The organism is Candidatus Poriferisocius sp., from assembly GCF_965214065.1.
Lineage (GTDB): Bacteria > Actinomycetota > Acidimicrobiia > Acidimicrobiales > Bin134 > Poriferisocius.
This window is the reverse complement of record NZ_CBDCAT010000027.1, coordinates 415160-434042: the sequence shown is the minus strand read 5'-3', so window position 1 is coordinate 434042 and position 18883 is coordinate 415160. Positions and strand designations below refer to the sequence as shown.

The window sequence follows — 18883 nt, the reverse complement described above, 5'->3', positions numbered from 1 at the left end:
TTCAGTCTCCGCCTCGGTAGCGATTGGTGATGGGCAGCCGGCGGTCACGACCGAAGGCCTTGGCGGTTATGCGCACGCCGGGTGGGTTCTGGCGGCGCTTGTACTCCGAGCGGTCCACCAAGCCGGTGATGCGGTTGACCAACTCTGGCGCGTATCCCTGGCTGCACAGGTCGGCGGGGGTGAGGTCGCTCTCCACGTAGGCCTCCAGCAGCGGATCGAGCACTTCGTAAGGGGGCAGGCTCTGGTCGTCCCGCTGGTCGGGGCGCAGTTCGGCTGATGGCGGCTTGGCCAGCACGTTCTCGGGGATGAGGTCATGCCCGGCTCGCTGATTGCGGTGGCGGGCAAAGGCGTACACCTGGAGCTTCCACAAGTCCTTGATTACGGCATAGGCCCCGGCGGTGTCGCCGTACAGCGTGGAATAACCCACCGCGCTCTCGCTCTTGTTACCAGTGGTCAAGATGAGCCAGCCGAATTTATTGGAAAGGGCCATGAGCAGCGTTCCCCGGATACGGGACTGCACGTTCTCCTCCGCCAGGTCGGGGTCCAAGCCCTCGAACGACGGGGCCAGCATTTCCAAGAATGCCTGGTGGCCGGGCTCCACAGGGATAATCCGGTGGTCGATGCCCAAGTTGCGGCACAGCGCCTCAGCGTCGGCCACCGAATGATCGCTGGAGTAGCGAGAGGGCATCAGCACCCCGTGGACATGGTCGACGCCCAGAGCATCGGTGGCTATGGCTGCCACCAGGGAGGAGTCGATGCCCCCGGACACGCCGATGCCCACATCGGTGAAGCCGTTCTTGTGCACATAGTCCCGGGTGGCCATCACCAGGGCCTCATACTGCTCGTCAAGCTCATCCAAACCGGGGTGCACGGCATTGGTACCCTCGGAAATGGCCGGGAGGGACGACAGCTCCGGTCGATCGGCCACCTCCACCTCGGCAATCAGCAGATGCTCCCGGAAACAAGGCGCTTGGGCGATGACGCGGCCGTCGGGCCCAATGACCAGCGAGGCGCCGTCGAACACCAGCTCGTCCTGGCCGCCCACCAGGTTGGCATAGACGATGGGACAGCCGGTTTCGGCAACTCGCCGGCCGAGGACGTCCCGGCGCTGATCCATCTTGCCTAAGTGATACGGCGAGGCGTTCAGATTGACGATCACCTCAGCCCCAGCCGCGGCCAGCTTGCTCATAGGGCCGCCCGCCATCCAGGCGTCCTCGCAGATGGACACCCCCACCGCGACCCCGGCGATATTGTGCAGGGCGGGCTCTCCGGTGCCGGGGCGGAAGTAGCGGCGCTCGTCGAACACCCCATAGTTGGGCAGCTCCCGCTTGTGGTACACGCCGACCAATTGGCCATCGGCGGCAATCCCGGCGGCGTTCCGACAGCCGTCGGCATAATCCACGTAGCCAACCACCGCGGTACACGACCGAGATCGGGCCGCAATGTGCTCGATGGCCTTGCGGCTGTCCTCCACGAACCGCCGCTTCAGTACCAGATCTTCGGGGGGGTACCCGGTGACAGCCAGCTCAGGGAAGACCGCGGCATGACAGCCAGCCTCTTCCGCGGCAGCCAGCGCGTCGAGGATTCGTTCCGTGTTGGCAGCGATGTCGCCCACCACTGAGTTGATCTGGCACAGGGCCACCCGCAGCTTGGCCACTGGAACAGGCTAGAGGGGCCGAAGCCCGATGGGATTAGCCAGAGGATTTAGACCGAGTAGTACATCTCGAACTCGAGGGGGTGGGGCCGCAAGTTGATCGCATCCACCTCTTCTTGCTTGACCTCCAGGTAGGACTCCACCAGCCCCGTGCTGAACACGTCGCCGGCCAGCAGGAAGTCGTGGTCGTCCTCTAGGGCTTGCAGGGCCTCGGCTAAGGAACCGGGCACCGTGGGGATGCCAGCAGCCTCGTCGGGAGGCAGGTCGTAGATGTTCTTGTCCAGGGGCTCTCCGGGATCCATCTGGTTCTGGATGCCGTCGAGGCCGGCCATCAGCATGGCGGCGAACGCCAGATACGGGTTGGCGCTGGGATCGGGGCAGCGGAACTCCAGGCGCTTGGCCTTGGGGCTCTCGGAGATCAGCGGGATGCGGATGGCCGCCGAGCGGTTCCGCTGGGAGTAGGCCAGGTTCACCGGAGCCTCGTAGCCGGGCACCAACCGCTTGTAGGAGTTGGTGGTGGGAGCCGCGAAGGCCAGCACCGCAGGGGCGTGGCGGATCAGGCCGCCGATGTACCAGCGGGCGAGGTCGGACAGCCCGGCATAGCCCCGCTCGTCGTACATCAGCGTTTCGCCGTCCATCCACAGCGACATGTGGGTGTGCATCCCCGAGCCGTTGTCGCCGTAGATCGGCTTGGGCATGAACGTAACCGTGCGGCCTTGCTGAGCAGCCACGTTCTTCACCACGTACTTGTAGAGCTGGACCTTGTCGGCCATGGACAGCATCTCATCGAACACCATGTCGATCTCAGCCTGGCCGGCGGTGCCAACCTCGTGGTGCTGGACCTCGATGGGGATGCCCACCGATTCAAGGGCCACCACCATGTCGGAGCGCAGATCCTGGAAAGTGTCCACCGGCGACAGGGGGAAATACCCGCCCTTGTAAGGGACGCGGTGGCCGGGGCTGGGAGCACCGGCCACGGAAGGCCGACCGCTCTCGAAGATGCCCTCGGCCGAGCGGATCTGGTAGCCAGCCACGTCGGGCTGGTTTTGGAAGGCCACGCTGTCGAAGATGAAGAACTCGGCCTCTGGCCCGAAAAAGGCGGCGTCGGCGATGCCGGTGCTGGCCATGTAGGAGAGGGAGCGGCGCACCACGCCGCGGGGGTCCTTAGCGTACATCTCACCGGTGACCGGATCCTTCACATCGCACAGAAGCACGAGGGTTGTGCGCCTCGTGAACGGGTCGAAGAAGGCGGTGTCGGCATCGGGAATGAGGAGCATGTCCGAGGCGTCAATGGTCTGGAAACCTCTCACCGACGAGCCGTCGAATCCGAGCCCTTCCTCGAACACCGATTCGGTCAGCTCATGGATGGGAAGCGAGAAGTGATGCTGGACACCGGGAACGTCGGTGAAACGCATATCCACGAATTCCGCACCTTCGGACGCTGCCAGGGCAATGACTTCTTGGGGAGTTGACACGGTGAGTTCCTCCTTGTTTCGCGCCCTTACTTTCCCACAACGGGCAAGTGCTCGGCTCATCGGGCATCTATGGATTTGCCGCCTGCTGCCAAGCGGAAGGCTCACTATCGCATAGGTAAGTTTCCAGAGATTTTCCCGATTGTGAAAGGTATGTGAACGCCGGCAACGGGCTGGCAATGACAACTGGAAACGGGGCACTCTAGTGGTCTCCTATGGAACCGCAGAAGGACTACGTGCTCCGCACCGTTGAGGAGCGGGGCGTGCGGCTCATCCGGCTCTGGTTCACCGACGTCCTGGGCCAGCTCAAGTCGGTGGCCATCTCTCCAGCAGAACTGGCCGATGCTTTTGACGAGGGGTTGCAATTCGACGGCTCGGCTATTGACGGCTTCTCCCGAGTGCAGGAGAGCGACGTATTGGCCGTCCCCGACGCGGCCACTTTCGAGCTGCTGCCGTGGGCCGACCCCGAAGAGCCCTCCGGTCGCATCTTCTGCGACATCCGCAACCCCGATGGCACCCCCTTCGAGGGCGACCCCCGCTGGGTCATGCGCCGCAGTCTGGCCAAGGCGGCCGAGATGGGCTACACGTTCTACACCGCCCCCGAGGTGGAGTTCTTCTATTTCCGCCACGGCGATCCCTCCCAGCCCCTCGTACCGCTGGACAATGCCTCCTACTTCGACCTGACCACCGCCGATGTGGCCAGCCCGCTGCGCAAGCGCACCATTACCATGTTGGAAGCCATGGGCATCCCGGTGGAGTACTCATTCCACGAAGACAGCCCCAGCCAGCACGAGATCGACCTGCGCTACACCGAGGCGCTGAGTATGGCCGACAACTTGATGACGCTTCGGCTGGTGGTGCGAAAACTGGCACTGGATCGGGACCTGCACGCCACATTTATGCCCAAGCCGTTGAACGGCGCGCAGGGATCGGGCATGCACACCCACATGTCGCTGTTCGAGAACGACGTGAACGCCTTTCATGACGCAGGAGACGAATACGGGCTGTCAAGAACGGCCAAGGCCTTCATAGCTGGGCTATTGCGACACGCCCGGGAGATCACCGCGATCACCAATCAGCTGGTGAACAGCTACAAGCGACTTGTGGCCGGCGACGAGGCCCCCACCTTCGTATCGTGGGCCCGCAACAACCGATCCGCGCTGGTGCGGGTGCCGGTGGTGAAGCCGGGCAAGGAGTCATCCACCCGAGTCGAATACCGCGCCCTGGACTCGGCGGCCAACCCTTACCTGGCGTTCTCCGCGGTACTGGCCGCCGGGCTAAGGGGCGTGCAGGAAGGCTATGAGCTGCCCGACGAGGCGGCCGCCGACCTCTACACCATGACCAGGGGCCAAGCCCGGGCCAAGGGCTTCGAGGAGCTGCCCATGTCGCTGTCGGAATCACTGGACGTGCTGGAGGAATCGCCCCTGATGACCGAAGTGTTGGGCGAGCACATTCACGAGTGGTTCCTGCGCAACAAGCGGGCCGAGTTCGCCGAGTACCGCCGGGAGGTCACCCCCTTCGAGCTCCGCCGGTATCTGAACACCTGGTGATAGTGGTGACCGAGCCGCTTCTGGTATTTCCCGATCCACCGCCGCCGGAGCTGGTGCGCACGCTGGATTTGGGGGGCTACAACTGGAAGGCGGTGGCCAACGCCCAAGATCCGGAGGGCCGATGGCTAGGGGCCGTAGTAGCAGTTGGCGAGAACTCTGAGGAAGCGTTCGGATTTTGCCGGGTATTGAGTCGGCGCGGTCTGGACATACCGGTGCTGCTGCTGATCTCCGGCACCCATCTTGACGAGCTGGAGATGCGCGACGATCTCTACGTCGACTTTTGTCTCACCCCATTCCACCAGCGGGAACTGGAGGCACGCCTGGCCCATCTGGTGTGGCGGTCGGGCACCGCTCTTCGCCCCGAGCTCATTGAGTACGGGCCGCTGGTGCTGAACGTGGAGACCTACCAGGCGTCCATTTCCGGCAGGCCGCTAGACCTCACTTACATGGAGTACGAGCTGCTGAAGTTCTTGGCCGGCTCGCCCGGCAAGGTGTTCACCCGGGAGACCCTGCTCAGCCGGGTGTGGGGCTACGACTACTTCGGCGGCGCCCGCACCGTAGACGTCCACGTGCGCCGCCTGCGGGCCAAGCTGGGCGAAGAACACGCTGGCCTCATCACCACCGTGCGATCCGTCGGCTACCGCTTCGGCCTCTCCCGCTGGGAGCGCTGAAGGCGGCTAGTTTCGCTAGACGTGAAGCTGAAGGTCGCTGTCCCATTTGTGGCGGCTGTTCTGGCAACAGCAGTCGCGGCGTCGGGGCCTGTGACAGCTCAACAGCCAACACGACAATGAAGTAGGCGACGAGTTCATCGCCATGCAGGAGAACTTGTTGAACTCCTACCGGTGCCTATTCGGGGTGGATGTGTATGCGGTGCCCGGCGGCTGCACTGCGGACAGCAGACCCACGATCTCCAAATACACCAACGCCGAGGACGACTCGTTCACCATCCCCGAGAGGCCCCGGGGCGACGACACGCTGGTCTCGGTAGGCCGAGGCCGCACGTGCGCGGTCCAGATTGACGGTGGAGTGACGTGTTGGGGGCGGAACGGATTGCTAGATCAGGTCGTCCTCGCTGGGCACCAAGACGTAGTGGCGATATCCACGTCCAATACCTTTGGAGACGACTTGCACGCCTGCATGCTGCACGAGGATCGGACCATCTCCTGCTGGGGTAGCGGCTCCCATGGGAAGCTCGGGCAAGGCGACGCGATCGGCCACTACGCGCCAGTGAAGGTCCCGCGCATCAACGACGCGGTGGCAGTGAGCGCCGGGGGTCAGCACACCTGTGCCCTCCACGAAGACGGCGGCGTCTCGTGCTGGGGACGCAACGACTGGGGGCAGCTGGGCGACGGCACCCAGAAGAAACGCCATTCGCCCCAGCGAGTTTCCGGCCTGTCAGACGTGGTGATGCTCTCGACCTATTCGGACACCAGTTGCGCGGTTCACAGCGACGGCGACATCTCATGCTGGGGGCGGCCGTACGGTTCATCAGTCTCCGGTCCCGCGAGGTTCAACACCCCTTACGCGTTCACCACAGTGTCGATAGGTTGGTTCCGCTTCTGCGCAACGACAGTCGGCGGAGACGTCTACTGTTGGAAATTCGGCCAGAGCCCCGCGGCCGCGACCCGGGTCGATGGTCTGACCGATGTGGTGGAAGTGGCAGTTGGCTTAGACAGCACGTGCGTGCTGCACCGCGACGGAGGAGTCTCTTGTTGGGGAAGCAACAGGGCGGGTGAGGTCGGTGACGGCACTACAAGCGCACGACATCTGCCGGAACGGGTTGCCGGCATCTCTGACGCGGTAGCCGTGAACCTCAGCATCGGATCATTGGGAAGCAATGATTATTGGTACATCGGCGCCCACGCCTGCGCCGTGCGCGCCGATGGGTCTGCGTTGTGTTGGGGAGGCAACGAGGAAGGGCAACTGGGCGACGGCACAATCCAGAACCGGCTGGTTCCCACCCGGGTGAAGCCAATCGCCGCGATTCCTGCCGATCAGATGCCGCTCACCCCAACCGAGCTGCTCCGGACATGGGCAGAGAGGGTCGTTTGGGAGCACAAAGCCGACTTCCCGTGGATGCGGGTCGCCTGGGACCATATCCGCAAACAAACATTTGCCACCTGGTCCGGGGACGGCGGTTTTGTGATAAGTCCCTGCTTCGCGTCGGACGGAGCATTCGGTTGCGCTGCCGAAGAAATGAACCTCGAACGATTTGAGCTCAACGTGCTCGTTCACGAGCTCCTTCACGTCTATGACCTGCACACGAGTCTGGCCCCGCGCAAGGCGTGGGGTGCGGTGCAGCTCTACTTCGCCACCACCTATCCCGGCTGCTATGACCGCGGCGGCAACAGCGGAGCAGAGATCCTGGCCGACACGGTTACCCACCTAATCGTCCCAGGTGCCCTGTTGACCTACTACCTGAGGTCCGGGTGTCCCACACTGCCCCCGCGCAGCGAGCCATCCGACGAGGCCGAGCAAGTGGTCCTCCAGGGCATTGCCCGCCAGGTGCCGGACTGGTACCGCGAGAACATCACCAACGGCGCCGAGTTGTGGGCGGCCTGGCTCCGAGGTCCGTCCCTGCCAGCGCTGGCTAATTTGGCCGGCGAGTTCGGCGGGCTGTGCAGCACGGATTGGATCGTCTATCCCCTAGACCCGGAGCGCTTCCCTCCGGCCGGCAGCAATCCGTTCAGAGACGGCGGCTGCTGAACTCAAACAGCCGAATAGGCCCAGAGCTCGATCTCGACGAGGGCGCCTAAGGGGAGGCCCGCTACGCCTACGGCGGAGCGGGCGGGGCGGGAGTCGCCGAAGCATTCGACGTAGGCGTTGTTCATGGCGCCGAAATCGTCCATGTGGATCAAAAAAACGGTGGCCTTGACCACATCGGCCAGGGTTGCCCCCTCGGTGGCCAAGACAGCTTCGGCGTTGGCCACTGCTTGGCGGAATTGGGCGATGAGTCCGCCAGGCACCAGCGCTCCGTCGGCGATCCCGATCTGGCCGGAGCAGATGAGAAAATCTCCGGCACGAACGATGGGGGAATACGGACCTACCGGAGTGCTCATATCATGGGATCATATGGAAGCTGAAGACCGCGGTCACCAAAACCAGGACATTGACTTCCTGATCGCCGCCTCGCCGTGGCCGGAAGATGCCCGATCCCTCATCGACGACCTCGGCATCACCGATGAGCGCCGGGCCCGAGCGGCAGCCATGCTGGCGGGGGCCTCTCGCAGCATGAGTAAGGCGGTGCGCCGCGACCCCAGCCTGCTGGGGGTGCTCGATCCGCCCGCCGACTTCGCCACCGAGAAGATCTCGCTAGTCGCTCCCGATGATGATGACGCCCTGGACGGTCTGCGGCGATGGAAGCGGCGCCAGCTTCTGCGCATTGCCCTGCGAGACCTGCTGGGTGAGGCTGACTTGCCCACCGTGGGCCGGGAGCTGTCGCTGTTGGCCGACGCCTGTTTCGTCCGAGCCTTGGAGATCGCCGATGAAGGTCCGCCTCTGGCCATTATCGGCATGGGCAAGCTAGGGGGCAACGAGCTGAACTACGCCAGCGACGTGGATATTGTGTTCGCGCACGAAGGCGATTCGGCGGCCGCGGCCCGCCGGGCTCGAAAGGTGTTGGAGATCCTCACCGCCTTCTCCTCGGAGGGCCAGGTATACCGGGTCGACATCGAGCTGCGGCCCGAGGGAGGGGCCGGGGCGCTGAGCCGCACCCCAGAAGCGTTTGGAACCTACTTCGACCGGTGGGCAGTGCCCTGGGAGCGGCAGGCCTACATAAAGACCCGGCTTTCGGCGGGGGACCCCGATGTGGCCAATGCCTTCTTCGACGCCATCAAACCGGGGGTGTGGGGCGAGAACATGGAAGCGGACACGGTGCCCCATCTCCGAGCCTTGAAACTGCGGGTGGAGGAGTCTGCCAAGCTGAAGGGCGACCGGGAGCTCAAGAAGGGACCGGGCGGTCTGCGAGACATCGAGTTCACCGTGCAGCTCTTGCAGCTAGTTCACGGCCGTTCCGATGCCACCATCCGCTCCCCCAATACCCTCACTGCCCTGCGCCAGCTCAGCTGGGGCGAGTACATCGACCAGGCCGACGCACTCCACTTCACCACGGCCTACATCCACCTGCGCACGGTGGAGCACCGTATGCAGCTTCGGGATGAGCGCCAGACCCACGAGCTGCCCACCGCCGACGCCGACCGAGAGTGGGCCGCCCGGGCATCTGGGTTCGAGGACCTGGAAGCATTCCAGGCCTCCCATACCCGCCATCAATCGTCGGTTCGGGAGATCCACCAGCGGATTTTCTACCGCCAGACCCTGGATCAGATGCACGACACCGGATTGGTCAGCGAACTGCTTCCCGCCCACCTGGGACAGCTGGGCTTCGCCGACACCGACCGAGCGGTGGCAACCATCGAACGCCTGACCGAGAACTTGGGCCGGCGGGCCAACGTGATGCAGCAGGTTCTGGTGATCATGGTGGAGGCGCTGGCCACCACCCCTGATCCTGATTTGGGACTGGTCCGCCTGGCATGGCTGCTGGACGGCTCCTACCGGATCGGCACCATCCTCCCGGTGCTGCGAGACTCCCCCATCGCCATCAGCGACATCGCCCGCCTGCTGGGTTCCAGCCGGGTGGCCGCGGGATGGATGCGCAACCATCCAGAGTTCGCCTGCTCGCTGATGAGCCCCGACGAGCTGGCCATTCCTCGAACTGTCGAAGCCTTGATGGCGGAGGCCATCGAAGCGATGCATTCAGCCGCCGGCGACCACGACCTCCAGATGGCTGAGCTGCGGCGGTTTGTCCGGCGCGAACAGCTGAGGGTGGCGGCCCGGGACATCTTGGGCCTGGCCTCGATCATTGAGATTCCCCAGGAGTTGACCATCATTGCTGATGCCGCGGTGGCCGCTGCTGTCGATTCGCTGGCCCCGGAGATGCCCTTTGCCGTGATCGGGATGGGGCGCTATGGGGGTCTTGATCTCTCCTATGCCTCTGATCTGGATGTGATCTTCGTGTACGAGGGCGCGAATTCTGATGACGCCAGAGCAGCCAATCGCACCGCCCGGGGCCTGCTTCAGGAGATCGGGGCCCAAACCGCTGAAGGCCGAGCCTGGGAAATCGACGCCCGATTGCGCCCTGAGGGGGAGAATGGGCAGCTTGCCCGATCGCTTGAGGGGTACCAGCGGTACTACGCCGAGCGGGGTCAGCTGTGGGAGCGCCAATCCCTGTTGAAGCGTCGCTTTGTGGCCGGGGACCCTGAACTCGGGCAGCGGTTTCTTCAACTGGCTGACCAGTGGTGCTACCAGCCCGATTTTAGCGAAGCCGAAATCGACGAGATCCGCACCATGAAGCGACGCATAGAAGCTGAGCGGCTGGGCACCGGCAGCAAGGCCCGTGACGTGAAGCTCGGCGCGGGCGGGCTGAGCGACATCGAGTTCACGGTGCAGCTCATGCAACTCCAGCACGGGTTCGGACGAACTTCGGTTAGGGACAACCGCACGTTGCCGGCGCTATCCGGTTTGTCGGAGCACAACCTGCTGGACATCGGCGACCGGGCCACCTTGGATGTGGGCTACCGCTTCTGCCAACGGTTCCGCAACGCCCGCTACCACCTCTCCGGGCTCTCCTCAGACGTGTTCCCCAACGACGAACACGAAGAGCTGCTGCTGGCCCGGCGGCTCGGCTATCCAAGCACCAAGGACTTGGAAGCTGACTACCAGGAGATCACCGAGGCGGTCCGTGAGGTGACTGACCGGCTGCTCTACGGCGAAGTCAAATAGAAATTGACGGAGCCGGTGGGCCAGTCGGGTGGAAAACCGGCTGCTCGCCAGGTGGCCGCGGCCACCGCGGCAAACACGGCGTCGGAGCATTTGACTGGTGGGCCATCGGACGAGTCGATCTCCACCTCCACCGGAGGCATCCGCGACGCCGGCACAATGCCAAAGGAGCGGATGGTGAGGTCGTGCACCTCGCCGTTGGGGCCCACTGTCAATGCTTCGGCAGTGACCCAGCTATAGGCCATGTGAGCCGCGCCTATGCAGTAAGAGCGCAGCACGATCTCATCCAACGGATCCCCGCCGCGCACCCGAATCCGAAAGCTGCCCTGGCGCCACTCGGCCCAGGCTGATCCTCCGCCGGGGGCAACTATCTCGCCGGACCCGTCGCCCAGCGCGCTCAATGCCACGACAGACTCAACCCACCCTGCGCCGCGAATGGCGATCGATGTCGACGGACCGTCTACATCCACCTCCTCCACTTTGAGGCCGGGTGCGACCGAGGCGATGACATCGGACACCCCAGGTGTGCGGACCACCCGAGCCACTCCTCGGCCGTCATCGGTGATGCCGATGGCCACCGGCGGGCGCTTGGGACCATGGCGCACGGCGTCTTCACGCGACCACAGCACTCGGACTGGGCGGCCGTGTTCGTCAGCCAGCTGGCGGGCGATCCTCGGCAGCGGCGATGCCGCCTTGGCCCCGAAAGCACCTCCGTTGGCTAGCGGGCTGGCCGGTTCGCCGCCCGGAGAACACCATGAGGCGTCGGTCTCCAGATAGGCCGGCTCCACCCATGAGGTGCGGAGGCGTACCGCCCAATCGCCCTCGGGAAACTTCAGGGGCTTGGGAAGCTCGTCTGGGGTTCGCCGGCCCTGCACTTTCCCGGCCGCGGCCCGAGCCTCGGCCAAGGTCTCCCCCAGCACCCAGCCGCCCCGACCATCTGACAGCGCCACCAACGCCCCTTGGGGAGCGGTGTCGTCGGCGAAACCTCCCTCCCCCAAGGCCACGGTCGACCCGACAACTTGGGGTACGCCTCCTTCGAGCTCCGCTCGCCGAGCTGCCGTTGCCCAATCACGTTCAGGGGCAGTGGTGCCAAAGTTGTCCCATGCCTCCAAGATGGTCTGCCAACCGGTGCAGCGGCACAAATGGGCCGCCAGCGCGGTGACTGCGCCCGATGTGTGCCGGTCTTCGCCTGACCAGGGGCGATCCCCACTCGAGCGTGCATCGAGGCCCGCTAGGCGCATGATGATGCCTGGGGTGCAAAACCCGCACTGGCTGGCACCGGCCGCACAAAATGCCTCCCCCCACCCAATGCGGGCTTCGGGAGGCAAGCCGGCCAACGTTGTGATCGCCCGACCGGCAACCCGGCGAGCGGGAGTCACACATGACACGCGAGGCTTCCCATCCACCCACACGGTGCAGCAGCCGCATTGGCCTTGCGGGCTGCATCCATCTTTCACGGTGCTAATGCCGAGGCGGTCGCGCAATACCTCCATGAGCGAGGCACCGTCGTCGGGCACCTCGATTCGACGACCGTCTACGGTGAATTCCAATGCGGCCGCCATGTGCGGCGAAGGGGGTTAGCTGAAGCTCTGGCCGCAACCGCAGGTGCGCTGGGCGTTGGGATTGGTGATGGAGAAACCCGCATCGGTCAGTCCGTCTTTGTAGTCGAGAACCGCGCCCTCAAGCAGAGCCGCGCTGGATGAGTCGACCACCACTTTGACGTCACCGAAGAGAACCTCTTGGTCCTCGGCACCGAAGTCGGCGTCGAAGTACATCTCGTAGCTGAATCCGGAACAGCCGCCGGGCCGTACCGCCACCCGCAGGGCCAGATCCTCGTCGTCGGCCTGCTCTTGTTGGACCAAGGATCCGACTTTGCTAGTTGCCGCGTCAGTGAGTGTGATCACAAGCCTCTCCCTACTCGGTGCTGTGAACCAGTGCCAGTCTACCCGCAGACTTGGTCGGTATACATACCCGATAGCATGACCATCGTGAGTGAAGGACTAGCTGCGGCCCTGCCGACGGTTGACGACGTTATGGGCGTGCTCCGCGGGGTGATCGACCCCGAGCTGGGCAGCGACATCGTCGATCTGGGCATGGCGCGAGACGCGGTGGTCAATACCGACGGCTTGGTCGAGGTGACGGTGGCCCTCACCACCTCGGGGTGCCCGCTGCGAGCCCAGATCCAGCGGGAGGTTCGCACCCGAGTAGGCGATCTCCCGGGTGTAGAGAAGGTCAAGATCCACTGGAGCGAGCTGACCCAGGAGGAAAAAGCCGCCACCATGGCCAAAGCCCGCTTCAATGTGGCCCAGAACGCCCCCGACACCGCGGTGTCCCCCACGACCAAGGTGGTGATGGTGGCTTCGGGCAAGGGCGGAGTGGGCAAATCCACCGTGACGGTGAACCTGGCCGCGGAACTGGCCCGGCGGGGCATGCGGGTAGGGGTCATGGACGCCGATATCTGGGGTTACTCGGTGCCCAGAATGCTGGGAATCGAGGGGCGGCTGTCCGGGGCAGAGAACGAGAAGAAGATCGTCCCCAATGAAAAGCAGGTGGGCGACGGCACCCTGGAAGTGGTGTCGATGGGGTTCTTGGTGGACCGGGAGGAGACCGCGCTGATGTGGCGGGGGCTCATGTTGAACCGGGCCGTCCAGCATTTCTTGGAAGATGTGCGCTGGGGGCGGGTCGACTATCTGCTCATCGACATGCCGCCGGGCACCGGCGATGTGCAGATGGGCATCGCCAAGATGCTCCCCCAGGCCGAGATGGTGGTGGTGACCACACCGGCCCGCAGTGCCCAGAAAGTGGCCACCCGGGTGGCCTCGATGGGCCGGAGCAACTATCTCCGGATCGCCGGGGTGATCGAGAACATGAGCGCGTTCGTGGCGCCAGACGGGGAGTCGTACGCCATCTTCGGCCGCGGGGGTGGGCAGGAACTGGCCGATCAGCTGAAAGTGCCCCTGTTGGGCCAGGTGCCCATCGACGCCTCGGTCGCCCCGGGCGGCGATGAGGGCACGCCCGTGGTATTGGAGGATGCCCCCGGCCCGGCGGCCGATGCGTTTAAGGCCATCGCTGACCGATTGCTGGAAGAAATTCCCCCTGTCGATATGGCCGGTTGCACTGCTCGGATTTTCGAGGCCGCCGAGCAAGCCCTGGCCAGCCTCGACATCGCTTCAGGATAGGGTCTAGCGTGCTGGTCTGGCTGGTGCTCCTGTTCATCGCGGTGCCGCTCATAGAGCTGTTCGTGATCGTGGAGACCGCCCGGAGCATTGGGACGTTGGAGACAATCGGCCTGTTGATCCTGGTGAGCGTGGTCGGCGCATGGATGGTGAGGGCTCAAGGGCTGGCGGTGCTCTGGCGGGTCAGAGGCAAGCTCCACGAGGGTCAGATGCCCGGCCGGGAGCTGGTGGACGGGGCCCTGGTGCTGCTGGCTGGGGCCCTCATGCTCACCCCCGGGTTTGTGACCGATGCCTTCGGCCTGCTGCTCTTGTTCCCACCCACCCGCATGGCGATCCGCCCGGTCCTGATCCGCCGCTTCCGACACCGCGTGGCCTATTTCGGCCCTGGAGAACCCGGACCGGGAACCGTTCACGATACCGATCTCGCCAACGGAGAATGACGGCACCACAGTCGGGCCATACGCTGAGAGCCGTGAGGCCTCCTTCGGTTGATGCCCTGGCCCGGTCGTTGGCCGACACGGGACTGCCCCACCCGCTGCTGGTGGATGCGGCCCGAAAGGCCATCGCCGACGGCGACCTCGAGGTCGTCGAAAAGCGGGCCCGCAGCCACGCCCACGCCGCGGCCCGGTCGCTGCTTCACCCGGTGGTGAACGCCACCGGGGTTCTGCTTCACACCAACCTGGGGCGGGCCCCGCTGGCCGTCTCCGCCGACGCGGCCTACTCCAACCTGGAATTGGACCTGTCCTCAGGCCGCCGAGGATCACGCCACGCCCACGCCGCGGCTCTGTTGGCCCGGCTGTGCGACGCCGAAGACGCCATCGTGGTGAACAACGGGGCTTCGGCCGTTCTGCTGGTACTGGCAGCTTTGTCCACCGGGCGGGGAGCGGCGGTATCCCGGGGTGAGCTGGTGGAGATCGGCGGCGGATTCCGGGTGCCAGAGGTGATGGAGCAGTCTGGGGCGATCCTGGTGGAGGTGGGCACCACCAACCGCACTCGTTTGGCCGATTTTGCATCGGCCGCGGAGAACCCGGCCAACGACACCGCCCTCGCTCTCAAGGTCCACCAGTCGAACTACCGCATCGTGGGGTTCACAGAGCACGTGACCGTAGCTGAGATGGCCTCCCTCGACGTCCCGGTGGTGGCCGACATCGGGTCGGGACTGGTCGACGCCGCCTGCCCGTGGCTGGCTCACGGCCCCCCAGCATGGCTGGCCGGCGAACCCGCCGCCCGTCAGAGTTTGGCCGACGGCGCGGCGCTGGTGACGTTCTCGGGCGACAAGCTGTTCGGCGGTCCCCAAGCGGGGATCATCGCCGGTAGGGCCGATCTGGTGCAGCGGTGCGGCCGCCATCCCCTGGCCCGGGCACTAAGACCGGGCAGTCTGGTGCTGAATGCCCTTCAACAGGTGACGCTGGCCTACTTGCGGCGAGACGGGGAGGCCATCGAGTTCTGGAGGATGGCTTCGCTAGCCACTGCCGACCTGGAAGACCGGGCACAATCGGCGGTGGCGGAGTCGGGCGTTGGAGATGTAGCACACATGGCGTCGGTGCCCGGCGGCGGCACACTTCCCGGTACAGAGATCGATTCGTGCGGCGTGGTGCTGGACGGTGATCAGACGGGCTCCCTGCGCGCCGGGTCACCCCCGATCATCGCCCGTGTGAGCGACAACCGAACGTGGCTCGACCTGCGAACGGTGGCTCCCGGTGATGACCGCCATGTGATCGCCGCCCTGAAGGCTCTTGGGTGAGCATCACTATCTCCACCGCTGGTCATGTGGACCACGGAAAATCAACGCTGGTTGAGGCGCTGACCGGGGTTGACCCCGACCGATTTGCCGAAGAGAAGGCCCGAGGTCTGACCATCGATTTGGGCTTCGGCTCAGCTCAGCTCCCCTCGGGCCGGTCGATTTCGATCATCGACGTACCCGGTCATGAGAGGTTCATACGCAACATGCTGGCCGGAGTCGGCGCGGTGGATGCTTGTTTGTTCGTGGTGGCGGCCAACGAAGGATGGATGCCGCAGTCGGAGGAGCATCTTCGCATTCTGGTGTTACTGGGGGTGTCACACGGGCTGATTGCACTCACCAAGGTGGGTTTGTGCGATCCCGACATAGCGGAGTTGGCCCGCCTAGAGGTGGAAGAGCGGGTCGAGGGCACGTTCTTGACTGGTGCGCCGGTGGTGGAAACCGACGTGGTGGACGGGCTGGGCCTCGATGAGCTGCGAGCCGGGCTGGACGATCTGGCCGACCGGACTCCGCCGGCCGCCGACCAGCGCCGGCCGAGGCTGTGGGTTGATCGGGCCTTCGCTGCGCGGGGGGCAGGTACGGTGGTGACCGGCACATTGGGTGGCGGGCAAATCCGGGTGGACGATGAGCTGGAGTTGCGGCCCAAGGGCACCACAGTCCGGGTACGTGCCTTGCAGAGCCATCACAGCCAGCGGACCAAGATCGGGCCCGGTAACCGAGTGGCGGTCAATTTGTCGGGAGTCAGCCATCAAGAAGTGGCCCGAGGCGACGTGCTCGTACGAGCTGGGCAGTGGTATCTGACCAACCGGTGCGATGCTTCCTTGACGGTGCTGAGCACGCTGGACCATGACGTGTCCCGCCGTGGCGCGCATGCCGTTTATCTGGGGGCATGCGAGCTGCCCGCCAGGATGCGCATTCTTGGACTTGAATCGCTGTCACCGGGCGAGACCGGGCTGGTGCGGCTTCACCTTCCCCACCGGCTGCCGTTGCTGCCCGGCGACCGGTTCGTCTTGCGGGAGAGCGGCCGGGCTGAGACCATTGGGGGTGGGACCGTCCTCGACGTCGACCCGGTGCTCCCCGCCTCCAAAGCCCGACCCGACTTGTCTGTCGACCGGGTGGTGGCCGAGCGGGGATGGGTGGAAGTCGAACGGCTGGCCCTGCTCACCGGGCAACAGCGGACGCCCGATGTAGGCCGATGGGTGGTGAGCCCGACCGTGCTCGCCGACACCCGGACCCGGCTGCGGGATGCGGTGGACGATGCTGGGCCTCTGGGGCTGGATGTAGCCGGGCTGAGCGAACGGGACCGGGTGGTTCTCAACCTGATAGAGGATGTGGTTGTCGAGGGTGGCCGAGTCCGGCCAGTCGGTCAGTCGGACCCATTCCAGAATCACCGGTACACCGCGGCGCTGGAAGCGGCGCCGTTCACCCCGCCTGATCCTGAGGCACTGGGCGTGAACCGCACCGAGGTGCGGGAGTTGGTGAAGCGGGGTTTCGTCGTGGAGCAGGACGGCGTGTTCTTCGCGGCGTCGGCCCTGGAGGCAGCCGGTTCGGTGCTGGCCGAGATGTTGGCGGTTCAGCCCCGCGGCGTCACCGTGGCCGAAGTACGTGAGCGATTGAGAACCACCCGCAAGTACGCACTCCCGCTGCTGGCCTGGCTTGACGGCAACGGCGTCACCCGTCGTCGGGAAGATGTGCGCATAGCCGGGCCCCGCTTGCCCAGCGTTTGATGCCCCGGTGATCAGTTACGGTGCCGACTGAGGATCTCTCGACGCTCCAGTTCGTTGAGGCCGCCCCAAATGCCGTGCTGCTCGCGAATTTTCAGGGCATAATCGCGGCACTCGCCGATGACGCTGCATTCCTCGCAAATCGCCTTGGCCCGGCTCTCCCGCTCCAGCTTCTCTTCTTTGCGCTCAAAAGACGGAGGAGGGAAGAAGACCGACGCCTGTGGCCCTCGACATGCAGCCTTTATTTGCCAAACTTTCTCACTGGTGACAGCGCTCACTTGTTACCCCCTTGGATCGGACCTTATAGGCGAAGATGCCCGAACACAAGATGAGAATTGAGCATACGCAGCCAGGTTTTGGCTGCGATCTTGGATTTTGGCCTGCTCATCCCCCTATCGGCGAGGCTCTCGATAGTCGCGGGCCGCGCCCTCGAGGGGCTCGACCTCCAACCACAAGCCGTCGATTTCCACCACACGGATCTGGTCGCCGGCGGTCACCGGCGTCGCCCGATTGACCCGGGCCCGCCACAGCGCATCCCGGATCCGGACAACGCCGTCGGGGGATACATCGTCCACCACCTCGCCGATCTCACCGATCATCCAATCCCGGCCGATCGTCGGCGTTGAAAAGCGGGTGCGAACCATCGACGGCATCCCCGAGAACATGGCCACCGCCACTGCCCCAGTCATCACCACCATGGGAATCCACGACATGGACACCCCGTCGTAGAGCCACCAGGTGCCCGCGGCAAACATGAGCATCCCGGCACCGGTCCAAAAACGGGGGACCGAAGTTTGGACATCAATGCCGAACGCCACCATCGAAGCAGCCAGCAGCACCAGCGCCCAAGTGTTGTGGGGTAGCACCGCGAACCCGTAGCCGGACAGTATGAACAGCAAGGCCCCCACCACGCCAGCCACCCCGATACCCGCAGTGAAGAACTCGAACAGCATCAGGCCCATGCCGATTGTCAGCAGCAGATAGGCCACCGGCGGGCTGGCCACGGTGTGGAACAGCTGATGGGCGAGCGACAGGCCTCGGAATTGAACCTGGGTAATCGGCTTCAAGCGCGGTTGGGCGTCAATGTTTTCGAGGCTGGACACAAAGCCAAGATGATCTAGATCCACCAGAAAATCGCCGATCAGTGGGGCAACGCACTGCTCTTCATCGGGGGGAACCCGAATAGTCTTTGGATCGAAGGGGATGCCAGCCTCTGCGAAGCGGTCGCCAAAATCGTCGAGTGTGAGGGGATCGCAGGCGATTACTCCTTCCCAGATGAGCTGTCGCCATCCGAGCACCTCGTGGCGGATCAGATCCTGGTTGTTCCAGGCCACCGGGTGGTCGGCCAGCATCGGAAGCGTAGGGCCGAGGTCGCCCACCCGGGTGCCGGGTGCGATGCCCACCTCATCGGCGGTGGCGAAGAGCTGGGCTACTTTACCTTCCAGAGAAGCCCCATTCGGGCCGACCCAAATCGCAATGGGAATCGGCGATCCGGCTATGGCGTCGGCCAACTCGGCCAAGCGGTCGTCAGACACGACAGAACGGCTGCTGTCTACGCGAAACACCAGTAATCGGGCACCCGCGTCGGCCGCATCGGCCACCGAGCTCTCGATGAGCTCGGCCATGACCGGATCAAGCAGTCCGGTGACCTCTACCACCACGGCCACGCCAGCATCAGAATCATGGGAGTCGGCTGCGGCCGATCCCACCCCGGCCAAGCCGAGGGCGGCCAGAACGCTGCCTCCGACGAGGCAGGCTGCCGCCAGCTTCAATCGAGGCGTTCGCACAGTG

At 64.7% G+C, this 18883-nt stretch carries 15 protein-coding genes; 8 read left to right on the top strand and 7 right to left on the bottom strand.

Annotated elements, in window-relative coordinates; genetic code table 11:
• Position 1: 1 nt before the first annotated feature.
• Positions 2–1657, bottom strand: coding sequence for an NAD+ synthase (locus tag ACOOGG_RS08305; protein ID WP_420434163.1), 1656 nt, complete (start codon positions 1655–1657; stop codon positions 2–4).
• Between the two features lie 47 nt (positions 1658–1704).
• Positions 1705–3129: a type I glutamate--ammonia ligase gene (gene glnA / locus ACOOGG_RS08300; RefSeq protein ID WP_420434161.1), complete on the bottom strand. Its 1425-nt coding sequence runs from the start codon at positions 3127–3129 to the stop codon at positions 1705–1707.
• Positions 3130–3341: 212 nt separating this feature from the next.
• On the opposite strand from glnA, the gene ACOOGG_RS08295 reads away from it, so the two are divergent.
• The 3 genes from ACOOGG_RS08295 (at position 3342) to ACOOGG_RS08285 (ending at position 7382) form a co-directional block, all read left to right on the top strand.
• A complete protein-coding gene (locus ACOOGG_RS08295; protein WP_420434159.1) occupies positions 3342–4676 on the top strand; it encodes a glutamine synthetase family protein in 1335 nt (444 codons plus the stop codon).
• 5 nt (positions 4677–4681) lie between these two features.
• Entirely contained in the window at positions 4682–5347 is a 666-nt protein-coding gene (locus ACOOGG_RS08290) for a winged helix-turn-helix domain-containing protein (protein WP_420434157.1), read from the top strand.
• 142 nt (positions 5348–5489) lie between these two features.
• The gene (locus ACOOGG_RS08285; protein WP_420434155.1) at positions 5490–7382 is read left to right on the top strand and encodes an RCC1 domain-containing protein; all 1893 of its coding nucleotides are present in this window, start codon (positions 5490–5492) and stop codon (positions 7380–7382) included.
• Positions 7383–7384: 2 nt separating this feature from the next.
• On the opposite strand, the gene ACOOGG_RS08280 is transcribed toward ACOOGG_RS08285, so the two are convergent.
• The gene (locus ACOOGG_RS08280; RefSeq protein WP_420434153.1) at positions 7385–7735 is read right to left on the bottom strand and encodes a RidA family protein; all 351 of its coding nucleotides are present in this window, start codon (positions 7733–7735) and stop codon (positions 7385–7387) included.
• Between the two features lie 13 nt (positions 7736–7748).
• Here ACOOGG_RS08280 and ACOOGG_RS08275 point away from each other — a divergent pair, with 13 nt between their 5' ends.
• Positions 7749–10454 carry a bifunctional [glutamine synthetase] adenylyltransferase/[glutamine synthetase]-adenylyl-L-tyrosine phosphorylase gene (locus tag ACOOGG_RS08275; protein WP_420434151.1) on the top strand — a complete coding sequence of 902 codons (2706 nt, stop codon included), beginning with the start codon at positions 7749–7751 and terminating at the stop codon, positions 10452–10454.
• On the opposite strand, the gene ACOOGG_RS08270 is transcribed toward ACOOGG_RS08275, so the two are convergent.
• On the bottom strand, positions 10436–12013 hold the full coding sequence (locus tag ACOOGG_RS08270; protein ID WP_420434149.1) for a 2Fe-2S iron-sulfur cluster-binding protein: 1578 nt from the start codon (positions 12011–12013) through the stop codon (positions 10436–10438). The two genes, ACOOGG_RS08275 and ACOOGG_RS08270, sit on opposite strands and share 19 nt — an antisense overlap.
• Before the next feature lie 15 nt (positions 12014–12028).
• Entirely contained in the window at positions 12029–12355 is a 327-nt protein-coding gene (locus ACOOGG_RS08265; protein ID WP_420434147.1) for a HesB/IscA family protein, read from the bottom strand.
• Positions 12356–12439: 84 nt separating this feature from the next.
• Here ACOOGG_RS08265 and ACOOGG_RS08260 point away from each other — a divergent pair, with 84 nt between their 5' ends.
• Genes ACOOGG_RS08260 through selB form a run of 4 tightly spaced genes read left to right on the top strand, consistent with a single transcriptional unit; the run spans position 12440 to position 17095 of the window.
• The gene (locus tag ACOOGG_RS08260) at positions 12440–13630 is read left to right on the top strand and encodes an Mrp/NBP35 family ATP-binding protein (protein WP_420434145.1); all 1191 of its coding nucleotides are present in this window, start codon (positions 12440–12442) and stop codon (positions 13628–13630) included.
• An 8-nt stretch (positions 13631–13638) separates the two neighbouring features.
• On the top strand, positions 13639–14067 hold the full coding sequence (locus ACOOGG_RS08255; protein WP_420434143.1) for an FxsA family protein: 429 nt from the start codon (positions 13639–13641) through the stop codon (positions 14065–14067).
• Positions 14068–14099: 32 nt separating this feature from the next.
• Positions 14100–15371: an L-seryl-tRNA(Sec) selenium transferase gene (selA, locus tag ACOOGG_RS08250; protein ID WP_420434141.1), complete on the top strand. Its 1272-nt coding sequence runs from the start codon at positions 14100–14102 to the stop codon at positions 15369–15371.
• Complete coding sequence (gene selB, locus ACOOGG_RS08245; protein WP_420434139.1) at positions 15368–17095, top strand: selenocysteine-specific translation elongation factor; 1728 nt, start codon at positions 15368–15370, stop codon at positions 17093–17095. The genes selA and selB overlap by 4 nt, the downstream gene beginning before the upstream one ends.
• Positions 17096–17106: 11 nt before the next feature.
• On the opposite strand, the gene ACOOGG_RS08240 is transcribed toward selB, so the two are convergent.
• Together ACOOGG_RS08240 and ACOOGG_RS08235 are read right to left on the bottom strand one after the other, a co-directional pair.
• Positions 17107–17370 (bottom strand): WhiB family transcriptional regulator, encoded by a 264-nt coding sequence (locus tag ACOOGG_RS08240; protein ID WP_420434137.1) that lies wholly within the window; start codon positions 17368–17370, stop codon positions 17107–17109.
• A 114-nt stretch (positions 17371–17484) separates the two neighbouring features.
• Positions 17485–18879: an NfeD family protein gene (locus ACOOGG_RS08235; RefSeq protein ID WP_420434135.1), complete on the bottom strand. Its 1395-nt coding sequence runs from the start codon at positions 18877–18879 to the stop codon at positions 17485–17487.
• Positions 18880–18883 lie beyond the last annotated feature (4 nt).